Below are 25,267 nucleotides of genomic sequence, written 5' to 3' on the forward strand. Positions count from 1 at the left end.
CTCAGACCCGTACCATTTCCTCGGCCTCGTCCACCGCGGCGAGCACCCGGTCGACCGGGAGCGCCGCCAACCTCGCCGCCGTTGCTACCCCGGAGGAACCGCCGCAATCCTCACCGAAGGCCCAGAGCACCCGGTGCCACGGCCGGTCCGGCGGCGGCCCCCAGCGGGCCGGCGGGACCGGGCCGAAGAGCAGCACCGACGGGGTGCGGTAGGCGGTGGCGAGGTGACCTACCCCGGTGTCCCCGCTGACCACCAGCCGGGCGGCAGCCACCAGCCCAGCCAACTCCCCCAGGTCGGTCCGCCCGGCCAGCACCGCCGACCCCGGCAGCCCCGCGCCCGCCGCCACCCGGGCGGCCAGCTCCCGCTCACCGGTCGAACCGGTCACCACCACCCGGTGCCCCCGGTCGGTCAGCCGTCGGGCCAGCGCGGCGAACCGGTCCGCCGGCCACCTCTTCGCCTCGACCTTGCTGCCCGGATGCACCACTGTCACCCCGGCCGGCAACCGCCCCGGTGATGGTCGACGCAACGCCAGGTCGGTGCGGTCGGCCCGGATGCCGTACCAGTCGAGCAGCCGGCACCAGCGGTCCACCTCGTGTTCGTCGTCGCACCAGTCGGGACCGTCCCGGTGCCCGGCCGACGGGCACCGGAAGGCAAGCAACCGGCCCGCGCCGGCCAGCATCCGATGCGACTCCGGCCCCCGTCCGTGCAGGTTGACCGCCAGCTCCGGCGGTGGGCCGGGCCACGACGCCGGGCCAGCCGACGACGGTGACCGACCGGCCGGTGGGCCGGGCCAGGGTGGCGGGCCGAGGTCGTCGGTGGGCAGCAGCCGGTCGATCCCGCCGACCAGTTCGACAAGCGGTCCCAGCCAGGCGGGCGCGGCCAACACCAACTCCTCGTCCGGATACCCGGCCCGCACGGCACGCAGGGCGGGGACCGCGGTGGCCAGGTCCCCGACGCCGAGCGCCCGCAGCACCAGGATCACGGGTACGAGGTCTCCTGTTCGGCACAGACCACCAACTCCCGAACGGCACAGCCGGGCGGCTGGGACAGCGCGAACATGACTGCGGCGGCGGTGTCCTCCGGGGCGTTGAGTTTGGCATCCGGCCCGGGTCGGTACTGCGGGTCACGGTCGTCGAAGAAGGCGGTCCGCATCCCGCCCGGGATCAGCAGGGTCACCCCGACGCTGCCGGCCAGCTCGGCGGCGAGCGACCGGGTGAAGCCGACCACCCCGAACTTCGCCGCGCAGTACGCGGTGGCGTCCCCGACCGCCTTGACGCCCAGGGTGGAGGCGACCGTGACGACGTTGCCCCGGGACGCCTCCAGGTAGGGCAGCGCGGCCCGGACCACCGCCACCGTGGCGAGCAGGTCCACCACGACGATCCGTTCCCAGGTCTCGCGGGGGACGTCGGCCAGCCGGCCCGGCACGTCCATCCCGGCGGCGGTCACCACCGCGTCCAGCCCGCCGGCCCGCTCGGCCAGTTCCCGGGTGGCCTCCTCGGCGGCCCGGGTGTCGGCCAGGTCGCACCCGACCCACGGCACCCCGTCGTCGTCGGGGCGGCGCCGGTCCAGCACCAACGGTCGTCCGCCGGCCCGCGCGACGGCGGTGACCACCGCCGCGCCGAGCCCGCTCGATCCGCCGGTGACCAGGACGGTCCGACCGGCCCGGAATGGACTGCTGCTCATCGTGCTCCCTCCGCTGTCGAACCCGCCGGCCCCGCCGCCTCCACCGGGGAACGGGCCGGTTCCGGCTGCGGGGCGTCGGCCGACGCGGCGGTCCGGCGTTCGCCCCGGGCCGCCGCGATCATGTCGGTGGTGGAGCGCCCGTCCAGGTACGGCACCACCACGCTGTCCCCACCCCACCGGCGGAGCAGGTCGGCCTCCGGCAGGATCGGTTCGTCCCCGACGCCGGTGGCGTAGTCCCCGCCCTTGACCCAGATGTCGGGTCGCAACCAGCCCAGTGCCGCGTGCGGGGTCGCCTCGTCGAAGACCACCACCGCGTCGACACAGCTCAACGCGGCGAGCAGCCGGGCGCGGTCGCCCTGCGTGGTCACCGGCCGGTCCGGACCCTTCAGCCCGGTGACGCTGGCATCGGAATTCAGGCAGACCACCAGGCAGTCGCCGAGTTGCCGGGCGGCCTGGAGGGTCGCCACGTGCCCGGCGTGCAGCAGGTCGAAGCAGCCACCGGTGGCCACCACGGTCCCGCCGGCCGCCCGTACCTCGGCCACCACCGCGCCGGCGGCGGCGGCCCCGATCCGCTCCCCGCCGCCGACGAGCACCGGCGGGCAGGCGCGCACGGGCGCGGGCAGCGCGGCGGCCACCCCTCCGTCCGCCACGTACGCCGATGCCGCACCGACCGCCGCCTGGACCGCTTCGGAGACCAGCGCCCCCCGGGCCAGCGCCAGCCCGGCCGCCGAGGCGAACCGGTCCCCCGCCCCGCAGGTGTCCCCCTCGGCGGAGACCGGCGCGGAGACCATCAGCGGAGTCTTCCCCGCGTGGGAGAGCAGCGCACCGTCACCGCCGAGGGTCACCACCACCGCGCCGGCCCGCCAGCGGTCCCGTAGCCTCTGCGCGGCCTGCGCGGCGGTCGTCAGCCGGGAGCCGCCCGGTGGCACCTTGGCCAGTTCCCGGGCCTCCGACTCGTTCGGGGTCACCAACTGCACCCCGGGTACGGCGACCGGGCCACGCGGATGCGGATCCCAGACCACCGGCGCCCGGGTCGCGGCCAGCGCCGCCCGCAGCGCCGGCTGCCGGGCCACCCCCCGCCCGTAGTCGCTTACCAGCACCGCGGACGCCCCGGCGATCAACCGGAGCACCGCATCGGTGGGGGGCCCCGGTTCACCCACGGCGCCGCCACGGTCGTGCCGCAGCAGCACCCGGCCCCTGGCCCGCAGCCGGATCTTCTCCGGCGTCGTCCCGGCCAGCGACAACCCGTACACCTGCACCCCGGCGGCGGTCAGCAGGGAGCTGAGCCGGGCGGCCCCGGCGTCGTCGGCGAGCGCGGTCACCAGCGCCACCTCGGCGCCCGCGGCGGCGGCGAAGACCGCGGCCAGGCCCGCCCCGCCGGGCCGGTCGGCGTACGCGGTCTCGTCCAGCACCGGCACCGGCGAGTCGGGACAGAGCCGGTTCACCGCGCCTTCGACGTCCCGGTCCAGCAGGGTGTCGCCGATGACCACCAGGGGACCTCTCACGCCGCGCCTCCCCGTTCCCCGTCGGCCGACGCCCCGTCGACGACCACCTCCACCCCGGTCCGCACCGGTCCACCGTCCGCCACCGGCGGGGCGGGCAGGTCGTCCACCGCCGGACCGTCCACCGCCGGACCGGGCAGGTCGGCCGCCACGGTGGCCGCCTGCCCGGCCAGGGCGGCCAGTGCCGTGGGCAGCGCCCGGTCGACGTACTCGCAGAGCACGTGGGTGGAGACCAGGTGCAGCTCCTGCACCACCTGGCTGTCCGGGGAGGCGACGGCGAGGGCCTCGTGGCAGACCCCGGCGAGCGGGTTCGGCGCCGGTCCGGTGAACGCCCAACAGCGCACCCCCGTCTCCCGGGCGGCGGCGACCGCGGCGAGCAGGTTGCCGCTGGCCCCGCTGGTGGACATCACCAGCAGGACGTCACCCGGGCGGCCGTGGGCCCGGACCTGGCGGGCGAAGACCTCCTCGTAGCCGTAGTCGTTGCCGATCGCGGTCAACGCCGAGGTCTCGGCGTGCAGGGCGATCGCCGACAGCGGCTGCCGGTCGTCGCGCAGCTTGCCGACCAACTCGGCGGTCAGGTGCTGGGCCTCCGCGGCGCTGCCCCCGTTGCCGGCGACGAGCAACCGGCCGCCGCCGACGAGGATCCCGGCCAGCTCGGTACCCCACCGGGCCAGCAACGGCTCCGCCGCGCGGTACGGCAGCAGCGCCTCGGCCAGCAGGTTCAGGTGCGCGTCCAGCAGGCCGGCCCGCGCCGCCCCGGTCGACGTCGTCATCAGGCGCCCACCCGGCTCGGCCGGCGGACCGTGGCGACCTCGGCGTACACCTCGGCCAGCCGGTCGGCGGCGGTCGCCCAGGAGTAGCTGCGGCGGGCCCGCTGCAACGCGGCGGTGGCGTACCCGAAGCGGCGGATCCGGTCGTCGAGCAGGCTGGCCAGCGCGGCGCCCAGGGCCTGCGGGTCGCGGGCCGGGACCAGGTCACCGGTCACCCCGTCGACCACGGTGTCCCGGATGCCGCCGACCGAGGTGCCGACGACGGGTACCCCACAGGCCATCGCCTCCAGCGGGGTGAGCCCGAACGGCTCGTACCAGGGGGCGGCGACCAGCACGTCCGCCGACCGGTACCAGCGGCCCATCTCCTCCCGGGGCACCGCCCCGACCAGCCGGACCCGGTCGGCGACCCCGCAGGTGCCGGCGAGCGCGCGCAACCGCCTGGCGTACGGGTCGGTCTCCAGCAGCCCGCCGGGCGGGCCGCCGACCACCACGCACTCGGCCTCGGGGACCAGCGCCATCGCCCGGATCACCGTCTGGAAGCCCTTACGTTCCACCAGCCGGCCGACGGTGAGCACCCGGGGACGGCCGGGTTCCCGCGCGACGGCCGGACCGAGCGGGGCGAAGGTGTCCAGGTTGACCCCGGACGGCACGACTGTCATCCGGGACCGGGGGACGCCGAGCCGGACCAGCTCCCCCACCTCGTCGCGGCACTGGGCGATCACCCGGTCGACCGCGCGGCCCAGCTCCCGTTCGTAGCCGATCCGGCGGGCCGGGCTGGTGTCCTGCACCCCCTGGTGGCGCTTCTTGACCGCGCCCAGCGCGTGGTACGTCTGCACCACCGGCACCCCGGTCTGCCGGCCGGCGGCCAACGCGGCCAGCCCGCTCATCCAGAAGTGCGCGTGCACCACCTCGGGGGTCCAGTCCCCGCCCCGCCACCGCGCGGTGAGCCAGTGGCTGAACTCCTTCATGTGCGGCAGCAGGGCGTCCTTGGCGACCGGCTCGGCGGGGCCGGCGGGGACGTGCACCACCTCGTACCCGTCCGGGGCCCGGACGGCGACCGGCAGGTCGACGGCATCGCGCCGGGTGTAGACCCGGACATCGTGCCCGGCCGCCACCAGCGCGGCGGAGAGTTCCGCGACGTGGGTGTTCTGCCCGCCGGCGTCCTCACCGCCCAGCACGGCGAGCGGGCTGGCGTGCTCGGAGATCATCGCGATGCGCATACTTCCTCCTCCAGCAGGCGGTCCCAGTCGGCGAGGAAACGGTCCAGGCCGTAACGGCCCAGGGCGGCGGTACGCGCCTCGGCACCCGCCCGGCGGGCCTCGGCGGGGTCGGCGACGAACCGGGCGGCGGCGGCCAGCAGGGTGTCGACCCGGGTGGCGAGCGCCCCCGCGCCGGGTGGCACCGCCTGTACGGCCTCGGTGGTGGCCAGCGCGACCACAGGCATGCCGATCGTCATGGCCTCGATCAGGCTCAGCCCCAGCGAGGTCCACCGGCACAGGTGCAGGTACGCCCGCCGCCGGGCCAACTCGGCGTGCATCAGGTGCTGCGGGACGTCGTCGTGGCTGGTCAACCGGTCGGCCGGCAGGCCGAGATGGTCGGCGAGCCCGGTCACCCCCATGCCGAAGACGTCCAGCGGGGCGATCTCGGCGAACCGGGCCAGCAGGTCGGTGCCGGTGATCCGGCCACGGCGTACCGGCTCGTTGATCACCACGGCGAGCCGGTCGAGTTCGCCGGTCCAGGTCACGGCGGGTGGCACGACGCCGTGTTCGACGACGGCGGTGCGGGTGCTCCCGTTGTCCCAGAACAGCTCGTTGAAGTGGGTGACGTGGGTGAGCAGCAGGTCGTCCCGGTCGGCCACCGGGTGCCGGGTGTTCGGCACGTCGCCCTTCGGGGTGTTGTGCTCGACGTAGATCGCCGGCACCGCCCGACCCACCGGTCGGCCGAGCCACTCGCAGGCCAGGTCGAACTCCTCGGGGCGTTGCAGCAGCACCACGTCGACGTCCTCCCGGCGCAGTTGCTGCGGGGTCACCTCGACGGTGCTGTCCGGCCAGGGGTAGGTGCGGGCCCGGCCCAACCCGTACGGTCCGCGGTCGGGGGTGACCGGCACCAGGTAGCGGTGCCTGCCGTGCACGAAGGACGTGGTCCAGGACCCGTGTACGTGCCAGAGCAGGATGTTCATCGGGCACTCCCCCGCCCGACGGTCACCGGCGTCACCCCGCCCGACGGCGGGCCGGACCGGACCGTCGGCGGCGAGCCGGCCGGTCGGGCCGGCGCGTCGGCGACGACGCCCAGCAGGCGTACCGCGTCGAGGACCCGGCCCGGTTCGACGGCCGACAGGCAGGGGTGACCCGCCACCGGGCAGATCGTCGCCCGGGTGTCCCGGCAGGGCGCGCTGGCGTCGCCCAGCCGCACCGCCGGCACCCGGTACGGCCCCCACTGTCCATAACCGACGGTGGGGGCGAACAGGCTGACCACCGGCACGCCCAGCGCGGCCGCCAGATGGGCGGGGCCGGTGTTGCCGACCACCAGCGCACCGGCCCCGGCGAGCACGGCGGCCAGCTCGGCCAGGCCGGTCCGGCCGCCGAGGTCGATGCCGGTGTCGCCGGCCACCCGGGCGGTCAACGCGGTCTCGTCGGGTCCACCGGTGACCGCCACCCGGTGACCGGCCGCGGTGAGCACCCGGACGATCCGGGCGGCCAACTCGGGCGGGACGGCCCGGCTCGGCACCGCCGAGCCGGGATGCAGCACCAGGTATCCGGGACCGCCGAGCCCGGCCGGGGCGGGCGGCACCCGGTCGGTGCGGATGCGCAGCCGCGGGTCGTCACCGTCGGGCAGGGTGAAACCGGCGGCGGCGGCCAGCGACAGGGCCCGTTCCGGCTCGGGCAGCCCGTCGGGGATCCGGTGCCGGACGTCGAGCAGGGAACCGGGGTAGTCGTCGCTGATCGCGCTGACCCTCGGCGTGCCGGCCATCCGCAGCAGCAGCGCCAGCGGCAGCGCCGACTGGTGGAAGGAGGTGAAGACGACGGCCTCGTCGGCCCGGACGGCGCGCAGCCGCTCGACGAGCCGACCGATGTCCCCCGGGTCGACCGGGGCGGGTACGCCGTCGATCCAGGGCAGCGGCCACTCGACGATCTCGTCGACGCCGGGCAGCAGAGCTGCGGCGTCCCGGCCCCGGGGACCGCAGAGCAGCACGACCCGCTCGGCGTGTGCGGCGACGGCGCGGACGGCGGGACCGGTGACCAGGACGTCCCCGGCGGAGTCGCTGCGGACCACCAGCACGGTGCCGGGCCGGCGACTGGGCAGGCCGGCGACCGGTGCGGGGACGGGCCGGTGCGGGGACAGGCCGGCGAGCAGTGCGGCCCGGTCCAGGATCAGCTGCACCGCGGCGGGCAGGTCGACGGCCACGTGCCCGGCGGCGGCCACCTCGGCGGCCCGGGTGGCCGCAGTGGGCACCAGCACCCCGGCAGCGCCGGCCGCGTCGGCGGCGGCCAGGTCGGCGCCGATGTCCCCGACCAGCACGCAGCGGTCCGGGGTGGTGCCGAGGGCCCGCGCGGCGGCGTGCACCATGCCGGGGGCCGGTTTGCGGCAGGCGCAGCCGGCCCGCTCGTCGTGCGGGCAGCACTGCCAGGTGTCGAACGGCCCGAGCAGTTGCTCGACCCGGGCGTTGACGGCCCGCAGTTGGGCGGTGGAGAACAGCCCACGGGCCAGGCCTGACTGGTTGGTCACCACGCCCAGCCGCAGGCCTGCGGCGCGCAGCCGGTCCAGCGCCGCCCGCGCCCCCGGCACCGGCCGGACCTTGTCCGGGTCGCCGTTGTAGGGCACGTCCTCGACCAGGGTGCCGTCACGGTCCAGCAGCACCGCGTCGTACAGCGCGGGGACGCCCTGGCCGGCGACCGGGTCGTCCCGGCCTGGCCTGCGCTGATACGGCTCCGCGTCCCGTCGCACGGGCGGCGGGTTCCCGAGGCCCCGAGGAGTAAACCTGGGCCTACCGGCCGGTACGGCGGGCGGGTCCGCGCGTGACCCGTCGCCGCCGGTCCGCCGCGCACCCGTTCGTCGTCAGCCGCGTCCGTCGGTGCAGCGTTACCCGTCGGCCCGGAGAAGCTAACCCGGCGGGTTAGCGTACGCCGGCCCGGGTACTGGTCGACGGTGGCGATTGTGGAGAAAGTGATCGATGCACCCCCGCAGCAGGTCTTCGACGTGCTGGCCGACGGTTGGACGTACAGCGACTGGGTGGTCGGCACGGTGCACGTGCGTGACGTCGACGCGCAGTGGCCCCGGGTGGGCACCCGCCTGCACCACCGGGCCGGCCCGTGGCCGTTCTCGCTGGAGGACGCCTCGACGGTGCTGGTCTGCGACCCGCCGCACCGGCTGGTGCTGCGGGCCGGGTTGTGGCCGGTCGGCGAGGCGGTAGTGGTGTTCACCCTGACCCCGGAGGGCGACGGCGCGACCCGGGTACGGATCGGTGAGGACTTCGCCGCCGGCCCGTTGCACTGGTTCCGCAACAGGCTCAACGACCTGGTGCTGCACCAGCGCAACAGGGAGACCCTGCGCCGGCTCTCCGACATCGCCACCCGGCAGAAGGCCGACGAGCGCGCCGAACGGTGACCGGGCGGTCGCGGGGAGCCTCGGCAGGGCCTCGGTCGGGCTTTGGCTACCCTGTGGGGGAATGCCGTCCGCCGACTGAGGATGTCCGAGATGATCGAACCCGTGGAGCTGCCGTCACCGTGGCGGGACGCACGCCTGACCGTCGTGGTCCCCACCTACAACGAGGCGGGCAACCTCCCGGTGTTGGTCGACCAGTTGCTGGCCCTGCCGCTGCCCGGCCTGAAGGTGCTCGTCGCCGACGACAATTCGCCGGACGGCACCGGTGAGGTGGCCGACAAGCTGGCCCTTGAGCATCCGGACCGGGTGCAGGTCGTGCACCGGGCCGGCAAGGAGGGCCTGGGCCGGGCGTACGTGGACGGCATCGGCCGGGCCCTGGACGGCGGCGCGGAGTACGTGGCGCAGATGGACGCCGACCTGTCGCACCCGCCGGCGGCGCTGCCCGGGATGCTGGGCGCGCTGCTCTCCACCCAGGCCGGCGTGGTGATCGGCTCCCGGTACGTGCCGGGCGGCCAGCTCGACGAGGCGTGGCCGCTCTACCGTCGCGCGCTCAGCGGGTGGGCCAACCTCTACGTGCACACCCTGCTGCGGGTGCGCATCCGCGACCTGACGGCCGGCTTCAAGATCTGGCGGGCGGACGCGCTGCGCGACATCGGCCTGCACCGGGTGCAGTCCAACGGTTACAGCTTCCAGGTGGAGATGCACTACCTGGCCACCAAGCTGGGGCACACCATCCTGGAGGTGCCGATCCGGTTCGAGGAGCGGCGCGACGGCTTGTCCAAGATGACCACCGCCACCAAGGTGGAGAGCGCGCTGATGCCGTTCAAGCTGCGTACCCGGCACCGCAACCTGGACTCCTGACCGACAGTCGCCGGCCCGGTGCGGACGCCGGGCCGACGACTGTGGTGGACGGCGACAGCCGTGGGGTGCCGCACCGGGGACACGGCGTCAGCGGTAGAGCGTCCGGTGCGCGGCGTCGATCATGCCGGCGTACAGACCACCGGTGACGGCGCGGTCGCGGGCCAGGGCCGCCCGGGCGGCGTTCGCGCCGGGTGCGCCGTGCACCCCGCCGCCGGGGTGCGCCGAGGCACTGGCCAGGTAGAGCCGGTCGACCGGGGTGTCGGCCCGGCCCAGGCCGGGGATCGGGCGCAGGAACAGCTGTTGGTACGCCGCGGCGGTGCCACCGCCCAGCGCCCCGCCGACCAGGCTCGGGTCGCCCTGCTCCAGCTCGGCCGGCCCGGCGACGTGCCGGCCGACGATCCGGCTGCGGAACCCCGGGGCGGCCGCCTCCAGCACGTCCTCCATCCGGTCCACCTGCCGGGCGATGTCCTCGGCCCGCCAGTGCCGCCGGAACGGCAGGTGGGTGTACGACCACATCGACTCGGTGCCGGCCGGCGAGTGCGTCGGATCGGCGGTGGTCATCTGCCCGGCGAGCAGGAACGGCTTCGCCGGGATCTCGCCCCGGGCCAGTTCGGCGGAGTAGGTGGTGAGCCCGTCGAGGTCGGCACCCAGGTGCACGGTGCCGGCGCCGGCCAACGCCGGGTCGGTCCACGGCACCGGGGTGGAGAGCGCCCAGTCGACCTTGAGGGTGGAGCCGTCCCAGCGGAAGTGGGCCAGGTCCTCCACCAGTCGGGGTGGCAGCTGGGCGGCGCCGACCAGGTCCAGGTAGAGGGCGGGGGCGGGCACGTCGGCGAGCACCGCCCGGCGGGCCCGCCAGGTGGCCCCGCCGACGGTGCGTACCCCCATCGCCCGGCCCCGGGCGGTGAGCACCCGGTCGACCTCCGCCCGGTAGGAGATCCGGCCGCCCCGCTCGGTGAGCCGGGCGACGAGCGCGTCGGTGATCCGCTGGGCGCCACCGACCGGCACCGGCCAGCCGACCTCCTGGCCCAGCATGGCCAGCAGCCAGCCGTACACGCCGGAGCCGGCCTCCTCGGGGGACAGGTCGGTGTGCAGGGCGCAGCCGGCCAGCAGCGCCGGGCCGCCCTCGCCGGCGAACAGCTCGGCACCGAGCTTGCGGACCGGCAGGACCAGCCGACGGGCCAGCCGTAGCGCACCGCCGACACGCAGTCGACGCAGCAGCCCCAGCCCGCCGCGTACCGGGGGGAACGGGGTGGTGATGGCGTCGAGCATCGGCCCGGACACCTGCGCCCAGTCGGCGTACGCGTGCCGCCAGCGCTCTCCGTCGCCGGGGGCGAACCTCTCCAGCGAGGCGGCGGTGGTGTCGAGGTCCCGGTTGATCACGGCGGCCCGACCGTCGGGCAGCAGGTGCGCCAGCACGTCCGGGGCGTGTGTCCAGTTCAGGCCGTACCGGGGCAGGTCGAGGCCGCCGAGCACCGGAGAGGCGTACCCGAGGGGGTAGAAGGAGCTGTAGAGGTCGCTGAGGTAGCCGGGGGCGGTGACCTCGGCGGAGCGGACCGCCCCACCGGGCGCGGCGGTCGCCTCCAACACCACCACGTCCCAGCCGGCGTCGGCGAGCAGGTTGGCGGCCACCAGGCCGTTGTGTCCGGCGCCGATGACGACGGCGTCCGCGGTGTCCGTGCCGGGCGAGATCATCGGATCCGGCTACCCCGCCGGCAACCGGGCGAAACGTGTTTGCTCCGCCGGGAGCCGGGCATCCCGCCGCATGTACCGGGTGGAGCAGTTGATCGGTGGGGTGTGGGGCGCGGGCGGCGAGGGCGGTGAGCTGACGGTGCACGACCCGGCCGACGGCTCCCCGGTCGGCACCGTGCCGGTGGCGACGGCCGACGAGGTGGCCAAGGCGGTCGGGGCGGCACGGGAGGTGGTCGCCGGGTGGGCGGCGACGCCGGCCGCGCAGCGGGCGCAGTTGCTGCACGAGGCGGCGGACGCGGTCGCGGCGGAGGCCGACGAACTGGCCGCCGCGACGACGGCGGAGATGGGCAAGCCGCTTGCCGACGCCCGGGGCGGGGTGGCGGCCGGCGTCGGCACCCTGCGCCAGTACGCCGAGCTGGGACCGCTGCGGGGCGGCCGGACGCTGCACGGCGGCGGTGACGCGATCGACTTCATGACGCCGCAGCCGCGTGGGGTGGTCGCCGCGATCACCCCGTGGAACGACCCGGTGGCGGTCTCCTGCGGTCTGCTCGGTGCCGCCCTGGTCACCGGCAACGTGGTGCTGTACAAGCCCAGCGAGCGCACCCCGGTCACCGGTTGGCTGCTGGCCCGGCTGTTCGACGGGGTGTTCCCCGCCGGGGTGCTGTCCCTGCTGACCGGGGGCGCCGAGGTGGGCGCGGCGCTGGCCGCCCAGCCGGTGGACGTTGTCGCGCACGTCGGTGCCACCACGACCGGCCGGGCGATCGCGGCGGCCTGCGCCCGCACCGGAGCCAAGGCGCTGCTGGAGAACGGCGGCAGCGACCCGCTCGTGGTGGACGCCGGGGTGGATCCGCGCTGGGCCGCCGACCAGGCGGCCATCGGGGCGTTCGCCAACGCCGGGCAGCTCTGCGTGGCGGTGGAGCGGATCTACGCGCACCGGGACGTCGCCGAGGACTTCGTCGACGCGCTGGTGGAGCGGGCCACCGCCCTGGTGGTCGGCCCGGGGCGCGACCCGGGCACCGAACTCGGGCCGCTGGTCGACCGACGGCACCGCGACCACGTGCACGGCCAGGTGACCGCGGCGGTGGCGCAGGGGGCGACGCTGCGCGCCGGTGGGGTGCTGCCGGACGGGCCGGGGGCGTTCTATCCGGCGACGGTGGTCACCGACTGCCGGCACGAGATGACAGTGGTCCGCGAGGAGACGTTCGGGCCGGTGGCCGCCGTGGTGACGGTGGACTCGTTCAGCGAGGCGCTGCGGTGCGCCGCCGACTCTCCGTACGGGCTGGCCGCGACGGTGCTGACCGGGTCGATGAGTCATGCCCAGCGGGCCTGGCGGGAGCTGCCGGTGGGCACCGTGAAGGTCAACGCGGTGTTCGGGGGCGCGCCGGGCGGTGCCGCGCAGCCACGCCGGGGCAGCGGCCAGGGCTTCGGGTACGGCCCGGAGCTGCTTGACGAGTTCAGCACGGTCAAGGCGGTCCACCTGGAGGCGCCGGGCGGCGGCCACTGGTGAGCCGGGGCCGCCCCGGTCGGGGCGGCCCCGCGTGGCGCGTACCCCGCAGTCAGTCAGTCGCCGCGGGCCCTGCGGGTGGCCCGGTCGTTGGCCTTCTCGATCGCCTTGACCAGTTCCGGCTTGGTCATCCGGCTGCGGCCCGGTACGTCGAGCTTCTTCGCCACCTGCATCAGGTGGTCCTTGGTGGCGTTGGCGTCCACCCCACCGGCGGTGGGAGCCCGCCGGCCGGGGCCGCCACCCTCCGCCTGCCGGTCGCTGGGCCCCTTGCGACCCTTCGGCTCCCAGTGGTCGCCGACCTTCTCGAACTGGTGCTTGACGGCGGCGAAGGCGGCACGGTGCGCCCGCTCCCCCTCGCCGTAGGTCTCCACCGCCGAGTCGTGCGTCTTCTCCCAGGTGCGCTGCGCCTTCTCCGGGGAGCGTCGCAGCGTGCTGGGCAGTACCTCGCGCCCGGGCATCTCGTCCTCCTTCGCGTCGACTGTCTGGCTGCCTGAACGGTTCCCGGCGCCCGCACCGGCAAACGCCGGCGTCGGGTTTGTCGATTTCCACCGTCGGGTACCGCCCGGCCCAGACGCGCGCCGGACGTCGGGTCCGCCGGGTCGTCGGGTGGACGAGGAGCCGAGGATGGCAGCGACGGAGCCGACCGTGGTCACCGGTGAGGGGCCGCAGGTGCGCATTCCCCGCCGGATACGTCAGCTGAGCTGGTCGACCTGGCGGGGGGTGCTGGTCCGCAGCGGTCAGGGCTTCGTCAACGACAACTGCGCCGACTGGGCGGCGGCGCTGACCTACTACGGGGTGCTCGCCCTGTTCCCGTCCACCGTCGTGGTGGTGGCCCTGGTCGGTCTGGTCTCGGACGGCGAGCGGACCGTGGACACGGTGCTGGACCTGGCCCGAGACATCGGGGCCGGTTCGGTGGTCGGCAACGAGGGCTTCGTCTCGGTGGTCCGCACGGTGGTCGACCAGCAGAGCGGGACGAAGGTGCTGCTCAGCTTCGGTCTGCTCGGCGCGTTGTGGTCGGCGTCCGGATACATCGGCGCGTTCACCCGGGCCTCCAACGCGATCTACGGGGTCGAGGAGGGTCGCCCGTTCTACCGGCTGCGCCCGTTGCAGATCGGCATGGCCGCGCTGTCGCTGCTGCTGCTGGCGGTGGTGGCGCTGGGCCTGATCGTCAGCGGTCCGGTGGCCGACGCGGTGGGCGACCTGGTCGGCGCGGGTGGTTTGGCCCGGACGATGTGGAGCGTCGCGAAGTGGCCGGTGCTGGCGATGGTCATGATGGCCCTGCTGTCGCTGATGTTCTGGATCGCGCCGAACGTCCGGCAGCCCCGGTTCCGCTGGCTCACCCCGGGCGGGGCGGTGGCGCTGCTGTCCTGGATCGTCGTCTCCTTCGGCTTCGGCCTCTACGTGGCCAACTTCGGCTCGTACGACGTCACTTACGGCAGCCTGGGCGCGGTGATCGCCTTCCTGGTCTGGCTCTACCTGTCGAACTCGGCGCTGATGTTCGGGGTGCAGATCAACGCGGAGTTGCAGCGGGGGCGCCGGTTGCAGGCGGGCCAGGAGGACCCGGGTGAGCCGGCGCTGCCACCGAAGGCCACCGCCGGTTCGTGACCGGTTGCCGGGTTCGGCGTCCGATCCGGCGTTTCCCCGGGACGGCTGCGGGTAGCACACCAGACATGGAACGTGGCAGCAGCAAGCACGCACCGAGGGTCGACGACCAGATGAGCCAGGAGGTCAGCGGCCTCGTCCAGGGGCCGGGCACCGGCGGCTCACGGGTCGAGGAGTTCCGCGAGGCGGAGCCGGCCGGCGAGGACCAGCCGGGTGCCACCACGGCCCCGGCGGGCGACCTGCGCACCGGCACCCCGCAGGGGATGAGTGCGGAGGACGTGGAGGCGCGCAGCCGGTTGGGCCGGTTCATCACGATGACGGCCCTGCCCGGCGACCGGCTGGCGTTGATCGCCAACGCCCGGGAGAACCAGGCGCCCGACGACCTGGTGGCCGCCCTGGAGCGGCTGCCGGAGGAGACGCGTTACCAGACGATCTCCGAGGTGTGGGCCGCACTCGGGCACCGGAACGAGACGACGCGCTGGTGACCGGATCGGCCCACGATCCGGACGACCACCAGCGGGCAGAGGAGGACTTCCAATGAGCGGCGTTATCGAGCATGTGGACGTGTCGGTACCGGTACGGACCGCCTACGACCAGTGGACCCAGTTCGAGGAGTTCCCCCACTTCATGGAGGGGGTGCAGGAGGTCCGGCAGCTGTCGGAGACGATGACCCACTGGACCGTGGAGATCGCCGGGGTCAAGCGCGAGTTCGACGCCGAGATCACCGAGCAGCTGCCCGACGAGCGGGTGGCCTGGAAGTCGACAGGCGGCACCCAGCAGGCCGGCGTGGTGACGTTCCACCGCCTCGACGAGAGCAACACCCGGGTGACCCTCCAGATGGACTTCGAACCGCACGGCGTGGTCGAGCAGGCCGGCGACAAGCTGGGCGTGGTCGACCGTCGGACCAAGGGCGACCTGGAGCGGTTCAAGCAGTTCATCGAGCGTCGCGGTCAGGAGACCGGGGCGTGGCGCGGGTCGGTCGACCGGCCCCAGCCCTGATCCCCACCCCGCACCCCACGAACCATCGACGGCCGCCGGCTCCCCCGGCGGCCGTCAGCGGTTCGCGGCCGGTGGTTCCTCCCGGTGCCTGGCCGTTTGCGACCACCGGGTCGGGGTACCGCGATGGGATGACGGACAACAACGACGGCAGGGTCTGGCGGGACGAGCAGAAGACACCGCTTGAGGAGTTGGACCGGGCGATCGCCCGGTCGACAATCGACGGGCAGGCCGACGACCCGACCGGCAACGACGCGGGCGAGGAGGCCGCCTTCGGGCACGGTCCCGAACCGGTGGACCGGGACGCCGGCCCGGCGGCCGAACGGCGGGAGATGACCGACACCGAGCGCGCCTACCGGCCCTCCACGACCGGACGTACCGGCCCCGACACGATGTGACGTCCACGCCCCGCCCGGCGGCGGTTCAGGCGGCGGGCGACGGGGCGGTACGGCGGGCGGCGGCGGCGTGCACCACCAGTAGCGCCACCGCCAGCACCGTCAACGCCGGGCCGAGCAGCCGGACGGAGATGTCGCCGAGCAGCACGCCGAGACCGGCCGGGATGAGGGCCGCCCCGATCCCGGCGGCACCGATCTGCACGCCGATCACCCGGTCCGCGTGCTGCCGGCCGACCCGCTCCGCGGTGCTCAGGGTGAGCAGCGGGAACACCGGCGCGGCGGCGAAGCCGAGCACCACCAGACCGGCCACCGTCACCGCGCCCGGGGCCGGCAACGCGATCAGCACCGCACCGGCCGCCATCCCCAGCAGGCTGCCCCGCAGCACCCGGGCGGTGCCGAGCCGCTCGGCCACCAGCCCCTGCACCACCCGGCCGACGAAGAGGCTGCCCCAGTATGTCGACACGCACACCCCGGCGACGGCGGCGGGCAGCCCTCGGCCCTCGGTGAGCAGCAGGAACGCGTAGAGCCCCGCGGACACCTCGATCGCCACGTAGACGGCGAAGGCGAGCGCGCCGAACCAGACCGCGGGCAGCCGGAGCGTCTCGGAGACCCGCACCACCGCCGGCCCGGTCGGCACTGACGCTCCGGTCCGGTCCGGCACCGACCCCGCGTCGACCGGAACAGCACGCTCCGACCGCGACTCGGACCCGGCAGGCAACGGGTCGGACCCAGCGGCGGGCAACGGGTCGTCGGCGGCCGACGCGGGCCGGGCTGCCGTACCTGCCCGGTCCCGCCACGCCCCGACGGTGAGCGCGAACGCGGTGGCCAGGGCGAGCTGGGCGGCGGCGGTGACCGCGTACCCCCAGCGCCAGCCCGCGCCGGTGCTCAACATCGCGGTCATCACCAGTGGGCCGATCGCCACGCCGAGGCCGAAGAAGGCGTGCATCCAGTTCATGTGCCGGGGGCCGAACGCTCCGGCGGCGTAGGCGTTGAGGCCCGAGTCGATGGCACCGGAGCCGAGGCCGAGGACCAGCGCGCAGCAGATCAGCACGGTCAGCGCGGGTGCGGTGGCGTACCCGGTCAGGGCCAGGCTCGCCAGCAGGGTGCTGCCGGCCAGCAGCCGGCCCACGCCGAGCCGGGCGAGGGTGAACCCGGCGAGCACGCTGGAGGTCAGGTACCCGACCGTGCCGGCGGTGAGCACCAGGCCGACCGCTCCGGTCGGTACGCCGAACTCGGCGCTGATCGAGGGCCAGCCGACGCCGAGCAGTCCATCGGGCAGGCCGAGACTGACGAAGGCGAGGTAGGCGAGCAGGAGCAGCGAGGAACGCGGCGGGGCGACGGACACGGAGGCTCATCCTGCCGCATCAGCGAGAACGGGTCGACGTGATTGTCGCCTCCCCCGAACCGGCAGAGTGGAACGCCCGGACGGGCAGGAAACCGGACAGGTCGTCCAGAATCCACCGTTCGGCTGCCGGCAATCCGAGGCGACCGCGCAAGACTTTCCGGATGCAACAGGGTTCCGGTTTCCTCACCCCTCGTCAGCGCCGCCTGGCTTGGCTCGGCTTCCTGCTCGCCGCCGTCCAGGCCCCGGTCGCCGCCAGGTTCGCCTCCGACGACTCGTGGTTGTTCAGCATCTGCGTCGCGCTCATGGTGGCCACCGTGATCATCGCCGACGACGCCAGCCGTCGCCGTCCGGCCGACGCCACACCCGCCGACTGACCTGCCCGGCACCGCCCGTCACGGGGTCGGGCCGGGGAACTCCCGCTGCGGGCAGCTGAGCGGGCGGGCCGGGTCGACCCGGTGCAGGGCGTACCCGGTGCCCTGGGTCGGGACGTGCGTGCTCGGCGTCCGGTCGCCGATCTGGACCAGAGCGTGCCAGCCGGTGCGCTGCGCGGTATAGCGCGTGCAGCCGTCGAGGACCTGGGTGTGCTGTCGGGCCGCCACGGTGGCCCGGCCCTGCACGAAGGTCGCCGCATCGGCGGGGTCGCTCTCCGCCAGCAGCAGCGACGACGCGGCGGTCGTGGTGTTCGCCCAGAACGACTCTCCCGCCGCCAGCCAGAGGTCGGCGACGGCGACCACGTCGTGGTCGACAAGGCTGGAGAAGGCCAGGTCGGGGTCGGCGGCGCCGGTGGTGCCGGAGTGGGTCACCGGCGGCAGGGTGATCGTCGCGGTGTCGGTGCGCTGCTGCACCCAGTAGGGACCGGCGGTGTACGCGGTGACCACTGCCGTGTACCCGCCGAAGGGTCGGTGCCCGGCGGTGGAGTCGACCACCACGAAGTCGGTCAGCCCGATGCCGTACCAGCTCGTGGCCAGGGTGACGCCGGCGGTGTCCCGCAGGGTCAGGTCCCAGTCGGCGGTCGCGGCGGGCTGCACGGCGACCACCGACCAGCGCCGCTGGTAGGTGCGGTAGGTGTAGTCCTGCGCGGTGCGGGCGACCAGCACGTCGCCGTCCCCGAGCGCGGTGCCGGCGACCGCCGCCCCGGGGTGCGGCAGCGGCGCGGCGAGGGCCACCACGAGGAGGCCGGCGAGGTGCACGCCGCACCACCGGCGGTCGGTTCGGGACGATGCCATCGACGGGATTCCTTCCGGGCGGGATCTGGACTGTAGCGACGGCGAGCGACCCGGGGGCGGTCACGCACTGTCGGATATCGGCCCCGCCGCGCCGACCGCGCCTGTGCAACCTTGTGGTCACGCCGCCACACGCCGAGGAGCGCCGACCGTGACGAGACGACCGACGGTGTGGATGTGGTGTGGTCCACCGGCCCGGTCGCCGCCGGTGCCACCCAGGGCTGGGTGTGGAACAACGCCAACCCGCTCGACGCGGCCTACCAGGTCGGCTTCTCCCCGACCGGGGCCAGCTCCACGACCCTCTGCCAGTTCGAGCTCAGCCGGAGCTGGTACTCCCGGGAGCCGAGCGGCGAGCGGCGCTTCCACTTCGTGGTCCGCAACAGCGGCACGGCCACCTGCGCGGCCACCATCCTGCTGTCCTGGCTGACCCCGACCCACGACTGATCGACCGGGACGTTGGCACCCGGGGCCACCGGCAACTACGGCTGGCCGGACGGCACCAGCCAACGGCAGTACGTCCTGACCGTCGGCAACGTCGGGCAACTGCCCTGCACCGGCACCCTCCTGCTCGGGTCGCTCACCCCCTGAGCCGGGCCACTGCCGTCCCGGGTGACCGCCGGCCGGCACCGATCCCACCGTCCTGCTGCGCGGCGATACCCCGCAGCAGGACGGGTTGCTCTGTCAGGCGGTTCCGGCCCACCCGGGGTCGCCGTCCCCGTTGGGCCGGTCCGTCACGTCGATGCCCACCTCGGTCCGGGAGGCGGCGGGTGCGCGCGGTGCTCCCGCTGGCCGCCGGGACCGGGTCGGTCCGCGCGGCGGAGTCCGACCGGCCGGAGGGGGTGCCGGTACCGGCCGAGCGGCCGACTCCGCCCCGGTTACCCGGTGGTTAACCTCGGTCCTCATGCGAGTGCCGTACCCCCAGGTCGCGACCGGGACCGCCGTGAGCGCGGCGCGCTCCCGCCTGGCCCTGCTCACCGCCTCGGTCGGCGCTCCCGGCCTCGCCGCCGCCGCGGCCCGGCCGGGCCTGCTCGCGCTGGTCGACCAGCACGCCGCGGCGATCCGGGACAGCCTCGACGGTGACCGTCGACCGCTGACCCCGGCGGCCCTGGCCGGCTATGCCGAGGGCGTCCGCGACACGGCCGGCGCCTACGGCCTGCTTCCCGCCGGCGCGGTCGACTTCGCCGCGCCGGACTGGGTGCTGACCCGACTACTCGCGGTCTGCGTCCTGGCCCGCGCCCTCGACCCCCGGCACCTCGACCCGGCCTGACCCGCCCCGGCCTGGCCCGCCCCGGACCGCGCCTGGCGCAGCGCCGACGGGAGGGCGCCCGCGTCGCGCGGACACCCTTCCCGGTGGTACGTGCCGACTCAGCTGCCCGGACGGCCGAACTGCTGGGTCTCGTCGCCGGGGGCTCCCGACTGGTAGGTGCCCCGGCCGCCGGCCATCGTCCGGGCCTCGTCGACGCGCGGCATGGCCTGCGTCCGCTCGCCGCCCCGGTCGGCCATCTGCCGGTTCATGTCGCCCTGTCCGGCCGCACGGGCCCGCCGGTGCTCCTGGACCGCCCGCGACTCCTCGGCCGCCCGGTCCAGCCAGCCGTCCCAGCGGGACTGCATCGGCTTCACCAGACCGCCGCCGACGCCGACGATCAGGATGCCGGCCACGGTGGCGAGCACCGCGATCAGGACCGGCGTGGTGACCGTGGTGGCGATGCCGACCTGGTTCAGTGCGGCGATCACCCCGAGCGCCAGGATGAAGATGGCCGTCACGTCGGCCAGCACCTTGCCGTACGACAGGCCGCCGAGCGCTCCGGAGACCAGGTCCCGGACGGCGTTGGCGATCGCGGCGGCGACGACCACGATGACGATCGCGATGAACGCCCGCGGCAGCCAGGCCACCACCCCTCGGATGAGGTCGCTGATCGCGTTGGGCCCCCACACCCCGAAGGCGAACTGCAGGGTGAACAGCAGCACCGCGTAGTACGCGAGTCGGGCCAGGATGTCACTGGCGTCGTACCTGGTCCGTTCCAACGCGCGTCTGATCCCGCCCCGTTCGACCGCCCGGTCGAAGCCCACCCGTTCCAGCGCCGCGTCCACGATCTTGAGTACCGCGCGGGCGATGAGCCAGCCCACCACGAGGATGACGATGAATGCGATGGCCCGCGGCACGAAGAGCAGCACCGAGCGCCACATGTCGGTCAAGGCGCTACCGATGTCGACCTGCCTGACCGCAAGGGTTTCCGGCATGATGTCCCTCCCTGTCCAATGGACTGCGCCGCCCGGTTACCCGTCCGCCGCGGCAGCACGCCGCAGAACCCGTACGGATTTTCCCGACATGTCTTTAGAAAAGGCCCCTGACCTGCACGAACATCTTCGGCAACGACGCCGGCCCGGCTGCGCGGGACACGATCCGTTCGGCCCGGGGCGGAGCCGGATAGGCTGCGGACATGCCAGGCACGGTCGGGCGGGCCCCGACGTCACCAGCCCCCGTACCGGGACCGGCCGGGGTCTCACCGGTGGTGGCGGCCGTACGGGCCCACCCGTGGGCCGACACCCCGCTCGGCCCACAGCAGGGCTGGGATGTGGCGGTCCGCGTGCTGGTCGACGTGATCCTGTCCTGTCCCGTCCCGATGGCGCTGCACTACGGCGACGACTTCGTCCTGCTCTACAACCAGGCGTACGCCGAGGTGATCGGCGACCGGCACCCCGGCGCGATGGGCCGCCCGGCCCCCGAGGTCTACGCCGACCTGTGGCACGCCCCCGGTGTCGGTGAGGTGATCGAACGGGCCTACCGGCACGGCGAGTCGTTCCTCCAGAAGGAGTCGGTGCTCCCGATCCACCAGCACACCGCCGCCACCGGTGAACACGCGGTTTTCACCCGTGGCCACTCCCCGGTCCGCGACAGCACCGGCCGGACCGTCGGCGTGCTCACCGTCGCCGCCCAGACCACTCAACTCACCCAGCAGTTGCAGAGCCTGTCCGATTTCGCCGCAGCCCTGTCGGGCACCCTCACCCTGGACGACGTGGCCCGGGTGACGCTGCGCTACGCGCTGCACTCCTTCGACGCCGACCAGGTGTCCTTCGCGGTCGACGACGGTCCCGCCTGGCGGCTGGTCCGGCGGATCCGGGGTGAACTGCTCGACGAGGCCGACGAGCGGCTGCCCCCGCTGTGGCGGCCGGTCCCGGCGGACACCACCGCTCCGGTGGTGGTCGGTGCCCGCAGCGGGGTGCCCTTCTTCGCGGGGGACGGCCAACCGCTGCGGGACATCGCGGTCGACCGGCACGACCAGAAGATCCGCTCGCTGGCCGCGGTGCCGCTGCGCTCGTCGGTGATCCGGGGTGGCCTGGCCGTGGGCTACCAGGCCCCGCACGGCTGGTCGGCGGCGGAACGGGCGCTGCTGGCCGCCTCGGCCGAACTGGTCGGCCAGGCGGCGGAGCGGGCCCGCCGGTTCGAGACCCAGCACGGCACCGCCCAACTGCTGCAACGCAGCATGCTCCCGGAGCAGTTGCCGGCGCTGCCCCGGCTGCGCATCGCCGCCCGGTACGACCCGGGTGTCGACGGTAACGCCGCCGGTGGTGACTTCTACGACGCCTTCCTGCTGCCCTCCGGCGACCTGGGTGTGGTGCTCGGCGACGTCGCCGGACACGACGTGCAGGCCGCAGCCCGGATGGGGCAGGTACGCGCGGCCCTGCGGGCGCTGGCGCTTACCGATCCGCGCCCGGACGCGGTCCTGGCCGGCCTGGACCGGCTGGTGGCGAGCCTGGGCACCGAGACCGGCACCCATGAACTCTTCGTGACGGTGGTCTTCGGGGTGGTCGACGCCGACCGGGGGGAGATCACCATGGCCAGCGCCGGCCACCCCCCGCCGTTGATCCGGCGTAGTGGGCCGGACGGCGTCGCCACCGCCACCTTCGTCGAACTGCCGACCGGGGCACCCCTGGGGCTGGGCTGCCGGCCCCCGACCGCCATCGTGCCCTTCGCCCCCGGCGACACCCTGCTGCTCTACAGCGACGGGGTGGTCGAACGGCGACGGCAGAGCCTCACCACCGGCCTGGCCGGGCTGGCGGCGGCGGTGACCGGGGCCGCCAGCGGTGACCCCCGGGCGCTCTGCGCGGTCGCCACCGGCGCCGTGCCCGGCGCCACCGAGGACGACGTGGCGGTGCTGGCGGTGGAGCACGCGCTCAAGCCGAGCCGGTCCGCCGGGATGGAGATGCCGGCCGAGCCGACCGCGCCGAGCCGGGTACGCCACTGGATGACGGCGCAGCTGGGCGAGTGGCAGGTGCCCGAGGCGGTGATCGGCGCGGCGGTGCTGTGCACAAGCGAGCTGACCACCAACGCGCTGCTGCACGCCGGCACCGCCGCCCGGGTGGAGATCGATCTCAGCCCGGAACGGCTGCTGGTGTCCGTCGCCGACTCCGGCACCCGGGGCACGGTGACCCGGGCCCAGACCGACACGCTGAGCAGCCGCGGCCGTGGCCTCGGGCTGATCGAACAGCTCTCCGACGCCTGGGGCACCGACCCGACCGTACGCGGCTCGACAGTCTGGTTCGAGATCCTGCTGCCCGCCGGCTGACCCCGGATCGGCGCCACCTTCCCACCGACCATGGGACAAGCCGGACACCCACGCTTAGCCCTGCCATCCACGGGGCACAGTCCCACCCCCGCTCACATTCGTGGCGGGGGTGAGAGGTGGTCGGGGTGGAACTGGTCGATGTCGAGTTCGCGCTGGTGGGCGCGGGGGCGCTGCTGGCGGGGGTACTCCCCCGGCTGCTGGAACGTCGCCCGCTGTCCATGCCGATAGCGTTCCTCGGCCTGGGGATGCTGGTCTTCGCCCTGCCCATCGGCCTGCCCGCCCCGGACCCGTTGCGCTACCCGCAGGTCGCCACCCACCTGACCGAGATCGGCGTGATCGTGGCGCTGATGGGTGCCGGGTTGAAGATCGACAGACCGTTGAGCTGGAAACGATGGTCCTCCACCTGGCGGTTGCTGGCCATCGCGATGCCGATCTGCATCGCGGCGGTGGCGCTGCTCGGCTGGTGGTGGGCGGGTCTGGTGCCGGCCGCCGCACTGCTGCTCGGCGCGGCCCTCGCCCCGACCGATCCGGTGCTCGCCTCGGACGTCCAGGTGGGCGAACCCACCGACGCCGAGGACTCCGAGGACGAGGTGCGCTTCGCGCTGACCTCCGAGGCCGGCCTCAACGACGGCCTGGCCTTCCCGTTCGTCTACGCGGCAATCGCGATCGCCACCGCCGGGCTGGCCCCGTCGGGCTGGTTCACCGAGTGGTTCACCGTCGACGTGCTCTACAAGCTGGCCGTCGGCGTCGGCGGTGGCCTGCTGATCGGCTGGCTGCTCGGCAAGCTCTTCTTCCGCGCCCCGAGCGAGCTGCGGCTGGCCCGGCACGCCGAGGGCTTCCTCGCACTGGCCGCCACCTTCCTGGCGTACGGGCTGGTGGAGGTGGTCGGCGGGTACGGCTTCCTGGCCGTGTTCGTCGCCGCGCGGGCGATCCGGGCCGCCGAGCGGACCCACGAGTTCCACGCCGTGCTGCACGACTTCGCCGAGCAGACCGAGCGACTGCTGACCGTCCTGCTGCTGCTGCTCTTCGGCGGCGCGGTGATCACCGGGCTGCTCGCCCCGCTCACCTGGCAGGCGGCGACCGTCGGGCTGGCCCTGGTCTTCGTCATCCGACCGCTGGTCGGCTGGCTGTCGCTGCGTGGCGCGCCGGGTCGACCGGCCGAGCACTGGGTGATCTCGTCGTTCGGCATCCGGGGCGTCGGCTCGTTCTACTACCTGGCGTACGCCACCACCAAGGCGGACTTCGCCCAGGCGGATCTGATCTGGGCGACGGTCGGCCTGGTGGTGGTGGTCTCGGTGGTGGTGCACGGGATGGCCGCGACCCCGGTGATGCAGTTGCTGGACCGGGCCGGTGAACGCACCTCCGACCCGTCGGAGCAGGGTCGACGCGACGAGCCGGCCCTGGACGGCGCCCGGGGCTGAAGGGGATCCCGCACCAGAGCCCCGGCCGGGTGGGACCGGCAGCGTCAGCCACCGGCAGCGTCAGCCACCGACCACGTCGGCCGCCGACCACGTCCGCCCCGCCAGCCGCCGACAACGCCGGACATCGGCCACGTCAGCGACAGAGCGCGGCGGCGGGGTCAGCGACCGGCGGTGAGTCGGCGGGCGAGTTCCCGGCCCAGGTCCCGGCCGGAGCGCCAGGCACTCTGGACCCGGGGTTTGCCGAAGGCGTCCCCGGCCAGCCCCACCAGGTCGTCGTCCAGATAGAACGTCCCGTCCGGAGCCGACTCGACCGGGCGGGCGTACGTCCACCGGTGTACGTGGGTCAGCTCGGCCGGGTCCGGCAGGCCGAGCAGGTCACGGACGGCCTCCTCGATCGCCGGCCCGGCAGCGCTGGGCTGGGCCAGGTGGCCGGCGGCGAACTCCGGCGTGGTGTGCGCGACCAGCACCGGGGCGTCGTCGCCACGCCGGTCGCCGTCGTCGCAGACCAGGGCGAGCACCGGATGCGCGTTGACGAAGGCACCCCGGAAGTCGACCCACCGCCGGTCGGGGAAGCGCAGCACCCCGGTGAGCACCGGTGACCACCGCTGTCCTTCGGCGGCCCGGGTGACACCGGTCAGCGCCGGGTCGAGCAGCAGGGCGGCCTGCGGACCCGGCGTGCAGAGCGCCACCGCGGCGGCGGGCGCGCCGTCCACCACCGGGCCCGGCCCGACGCCCGACACCCACCGGTCGACGGTCACCGGTAGCTCCCGGGCCAGCTCCTCGACCAGGGACCGCAGGCCGCGCGGCGCGGCCCAGCGGACCGGTCCGGGCACCTCCCGCCGGCCGTCCGGGCCGTACGCGACGAAGGTGTCGGTCCACTCCCGCACCAGCCCGGCGGCCTGCCAGCGGCGGACCACCTCGACGAAGCCGGGGTCGTCCGCGGTCAGGTACGCCGCACCCAGGTCGACCGGGCGACCGTCGAAGCGTCTGCTCGCCATCCGGCCCCCGGCCACCCGACCCCGTTCCCGGATCCCCACCCGTACGCCCGCCCGCACCAGCTCACCGGCGCAGGCCACCCCGGCGATGCCGGCACCCACCACGATCAC

At 74.7% G+C, this 25,267-nt stretch carries 26 protein-coding genes; 13 read left to right on the forward strand and 13 right to left on the reverse strand.

The features are described from left to right. Position 1: 1 nt before the first annotated feature. Genes OHQ87_RS14305 through OHQ87_RS14335 form a run of 7 tightly spaced genes read right to left on the reverse strand, consistent with a single transcriptional unit; the run spans position 2 to position 7,900 of the window. Positions 2–982 carry a glycosyltransferase family 9 protein gene (locus OHQ87_RS14305; protein ID WP_328348567.1) on the reverse strand — a complete coding sequence of 327 codons (981 nt, stop codon included), beginning with the start codon at positions 980–982 and terminating at the stop codon, positions 2–4. Then, positions 979–1,683, reverse strand: a complete 705-nt coding sequence (locus OHQ87_RS14310) for an SDR family oxidoreductase (protein ID WP_328348568.1) — start codon at positions 1,681–1,683, stop codon at positions 979–981. Before OHQ87_RS14310 ends, OHQ87_RS14305 begins: the two co-directional genes overlap by 4 nt. Beyond that, positions 1,680–3,188 carry a PfkB family carbohydrate kinase gene (locus tag OHQ87_RS14315; protein ID WP_328348569.1) on the reverse strand — a complete coding sequence of 503 codons (1,509 nt, stop codon included), beginning with the start codon at positions 3,186–3,188 and terminating at the stop codon, positions 1,680–1,682. Before OHQ87_RS14315 ends, OHQ87_RS14310 begins: the two co-directional genes overlap by 4 nt. Beyond that, positions 3,185–3,958 carry a D-sedoheptulose-7-phosphate isomerase gene (locus tag OHQ87_RS14320; RefSeq protein ID WP_328348570.1) on the reverse strand — a complete coding sequence of 258 codons (774 nt, stop codon included), beginning with the start codon at positions 3,956–3,958 and terminating at the stop codon, positions 3,185–3,187. Before OHQ87_RS14320 ends, OHQ87_RS14315 begins: the two co-directional genes overlap by 4 nt. After that, positions 3,958–5,175 carry a glycosyltransferase gene (locus OHQ87_RS14325; RefSeq protein WP_328348571.1) on the reverse strand — a complete coding sequence of 406 codons (1,218 nt, stop codon included), beginning with the start codon at positions 5,173–5,175 and terminating at the stop codon, positions 3,958–3,960. The genes OHQ87_RS14320 and OHQ87_RS14325 overlap by 1 nt, the downstream gene beginning before the upstream one ends. Next, complete coding sequence (locus OHQ87_RS14330; RefSeq protein WP_328348572.1) at positions 5,160–6,134, reverse strand: glycosyltransferase; 975 nt, start codon at positions 6,132–6,134, stop codon at positions 5,160–5,162. The genes OHQ87_RS14325 and OHQ87_RS14330 overlap by 16 nt, the downstream gene beginning before the upstream one ends. Next, positions 6,131–7,900 (reverse strand): HAD-IIIA family hydrolase, encoded by a 1,770-nt coding sequence (locus OHQ87_RS14335; protein WP_442930776.1) that lies wholly within the window; start codon positions 7,898–7,900, stop codon positions 6,131–6,133. The genes OHQ87_RS14330 and OHQ87_RS14335 overlap by 4 nt, the downstream gene beginning before the upstream one ends. A gap of 219 nt (positions 7,901–8,119) precedes the next feature. Between OHQ87_RS14335 and OHQ87_RS14340 the strand changes: the two genes are divergently transcribed. Then, positions 8,120–8,560: an SRPBCC family protein gene (locus OHQ87_RS14340; RefSeq protein WP_328348573.1), complete on the forward strand. Its 441-nt coding sequence runs from the start codon at positions 8,120–8,122 to the stop codon at positions 8,558–8,560. A 90-nt stretch (positions 8,561–8,650) separates the two neighbouring features. Continuing rightward, positions 8,651–9,418 carry a polyprenol monophosphomannose synthase gene (locus OHQ87_RS14345; protein ID WP_328348574.1) on the forward strand — a complete coding sequence of 256 codons (768 nt, stop codon included), beginning with the start codon at positions 8,651–8,653 and terminating at the stop codon, positions 9,416–9,418. 87 nt (positions 9,419–9,505) lie between these two features. On the opposite strand, the gene OHQ87_RS14350 is transcribed toward OHQ87_RS14345, so the two are convergent. Further along, the gene (locus tag OHQ87_RS14350) at positions 9,506–11,110 is read right to left on the reverse strand and encodes a phytoene desaturase family protein (protein WP_328348575.1); all 1,605 of its coding nucleotides are present in this window, start codon (positions 11,108–11,110) and stop codon (positions 9,506–9,508) included. Positions 11,111–11,180: 70 nt separating this feature from the next. Between OHQ87_RS14350 and OHQ87_RS14355 the strand changes: the two genes are divergently transcribed. Next, positions 11,181–12,614, forward strand: coding sequence for an aldehyde dehydrogenase family protein (locus OHQ87_RS14355; RefSeq protein WP_328348576.1), 1,434 nt, complete (start codon positions 11,181–11,183; stop codon positions 12,612–12,614). A 53-nt stretch (positions 12,615–12,667) separates the two neighbouring features. On the opposite strand, the gene OHQ87_RS14360 is transcribed toward OHQ87_RS14355, so the two are convergent. Beyond that, complete coding sequence (locus OHQ87_RS14360; RefSeq protein ID WP_328348577.1) at positions 12,668–13,069, reverse strand: ChaB family protein; 402 nt, start codon at positions 13,067–13,069, stop codon at positions 12,668–12,670. A gap of 166 nt (positions 13,070–13,235) precedes the next feature. Between OHQ87_RS14360 and OHQ87_RS14365 the strand changes: the two genes are divergently transcribed. The 4 genes from OHQ87_RS14365 to OHQ87_RS14380 all read left to right on the forward strand — a co-directional run bounded on the left by OHQ87_RS14365 (position 13,236) and on the right by OHQ87_RS14380 (position 15,607). After that, positions 13,236–14,216, forward strand: a complete 981-nt coding sequence (locus OHQ87_RS14365) for a YihY/virulence factor BrkB family protein (protein ID WP_328348578.1) — start codon at positions 13,236–13,238, stop codon at positions 14,214–14,216. A gap of 65 nt (positions 14,217–14,281) precedes the next feature. Next, positions 14,282–14,698: a DUF2795 domain-containing protein gene (locus tag OHQ87_RS14370; RefSeq protein WP_328348579.1), complete on the forward strand. Its 417-nt coding sequence runs from the start codon at positions 14,282–14,284 to the stop codon at positions 14,696–14,698. A 52-nt stretch (positions 14,699–14,750) separates the two neighbouring features. Further along, positions 14,751–15,212: an SRPBCC family protein gene (locus OHQ87_RS14375; RefSeq protein ID WP_328348580.1), complete on the forward strand. Its 462-nt coding sequence runs from the start codon at positions 14,751–14,753 to the stop codon at positions 15,210–15,212. Positions 15,213–15,340: 128 nt separating this feature from the next. Further along, positions 15,341–15,607, forward strand: coding sequence for a hypothetical protein (locus OHQ87_RS14380; RefSeq protein WP_328348581.1), 267 nt, complete (start codon positions 15,341–15,343; stop codon positions 15,605–15,607). A 25-nt stretch (positions 15,608–15,632) separates the two neighbouring features. Here OHQ87_RS14380 and OHQ87_RS14385 read toward each other — a convergent pair whose 3' ends face one another. Next, entirely contained in the window at positions 15,633–16,949 is a 1,317-nt protein-coding gene (locus tag OHQ87_RS14385) for an MFS transporter (RefSeq protein ID WP_328348582.1), read from the reverse strand. Between the two features lie 161 nt (positions 16,950–17,110). Here OHQ87_RS14385 and OHQ87_RS14390 point away from each other — a divergent pair, with 161 nt between their 5' ends. Next, a complete protein-coding gene (locus OHQ87_RS14390) occupies positions 17,111–17,323 on the forward strand; it encodes a hypothetical protein (protein WP_328348583.1) in 213 nt (70 codons plus the stop codon). Positions 17,324–17,341: 18 nt separating this feature from the next. On the opposite strand, the gene OHQ87_RS14395 is transcribed toward OHQ87_RS14390, so the two are convergent. Beyond that, complete coding sequence (locus OHQ87_RS14395) at positions 17,342–18,175, reverse strand: hypothetical protein (protein WP_328348584.1); 834 nt, start codon at positions 18,173–18,175, stop codon at positions 17,342–17,344. A 174-nt stretch (positions 18,176–18,349) separates the two neighbouring features. Between OHQ87_RS14395 and OHQ87_RS14400 the strand changes: the two genes are divergently transcribed. The 3 genes from OHQ87_RS14400 (at position 18,350) to OHQ87_RS14410 (ending at position 19,439) form a co-directional block, all read left to right on the forward strand. Next, positions 18,350–18,616 carry a hypothetical protein gene (locus OHQ87_RS14400; RefSeq protein ID WP_328348585.1) on the forward strand — a complete coding sequence of 89 codons (267 nt, stop codon included), beginning with the start codon at positions 18,350–18,352 and terminating at the stop codon, positions 18,614–18,616. Between the two features lie 12 nt (positions 18,617–18,628). Next, on the forward strand, positions 18,629–18,760 hold the full coding sequence (locus tag OHQ87_RS14405; protein ID WP_328348586.1) for a hypothetical protein: 132 nt from the start codon (positions 18,629–18,631) through the stop codon (positions 18,758–18,760). Between the two features lie 313 nt (positions 18,761–19,073). Then, positions 19,074–19,439: a DUF6401 family natural product biosynthesis protein gene (locus OHQ87_RS14410; RefSeq protein WP_328348587.1), complete on the forward strand. Its 366-nt coding sequence runs from the start codon at positions 19,074–19,076 to the stop codon at positions 19,437–19,439. A gap of 98 nt (positions 19,440–19,537) precedes the next feature. On the opposite strand, the gene OHQ87_RS14415 is transcribed toward OHQ87_RS14410, so the two are convergent. Then, positions 19,538–20,413, reverse strand: a complete 876-nt coding sequence (locus tag OHQ87_RS14415) for a mechanosensitive ion channel family protein (RefSeq protein WP_328348588.1) — start codon at positions 20,411–20,413, stop codon at positions 19,538–19,540. A gap of 200 nt (positions 20,414–20,613) precedes the next feature. Here OHQ87_RS14415 and OHQ87_RS14420 point away from each other — a divergent pair, with 200 nt between their 5' ends. Both OHQ87_RS14420 and OHQ87_RS14425 read left to right on the forward strand, forming a co-directional pair. Continuing rightward, the gene (locus OHQ87_RS14420; protein ID WP_328348589.1) at positions 20,614–22,740 is read left to right on the forward strand and encodes an ATP-binding SpoIIE family protein phosphatase; all 2,127 of its coding nucleotides are present in this window, start codon (positions 20,614–20,616) and stop codon (positions 22,738–22,740) included. A 125-nt stretch (positions 22,741–22,865) separates the two neighbouring features. After that, positions 22,866–24,161 carry a cation:proton antiporter gene (locus OHQ87_RS14425; protein ID WP_328348590.1) on the forward strand — a complete coding sequence of 432 codons (1,296 nt, stop codon included), beginning with the start codon at positions 22,866–22,868 and terminating at the stop codon, positions 24,159–24,161. A 158-nt stretch (positions 24,162–24,319) separates the two neighbouring features. Here the strand turns inward: OHQ87_RS14425 and OHQ87_RS14430 are convergent, their stop codons facing one another. After that, positions 24,320–25,267, reverse strand: coding sequence for an NAD(P)/FAD-dependent oxidoreductase (locus OHQ87_RS14430; RefSeq protein WP_328348847.1), 948 nt, complete (start codon positions 25,265–25,267; stop codon positions 24,320–24,322).

Source organism: Micromonospora sp. NBC_00421, assembly GCF_036017915.1.
Taxonomy (GTDB): domain Bacteria; phylum Actinomycetota; class Actinomycetes; order Mycobacteriales; family Micromonosporaceae; genus Micromonospora.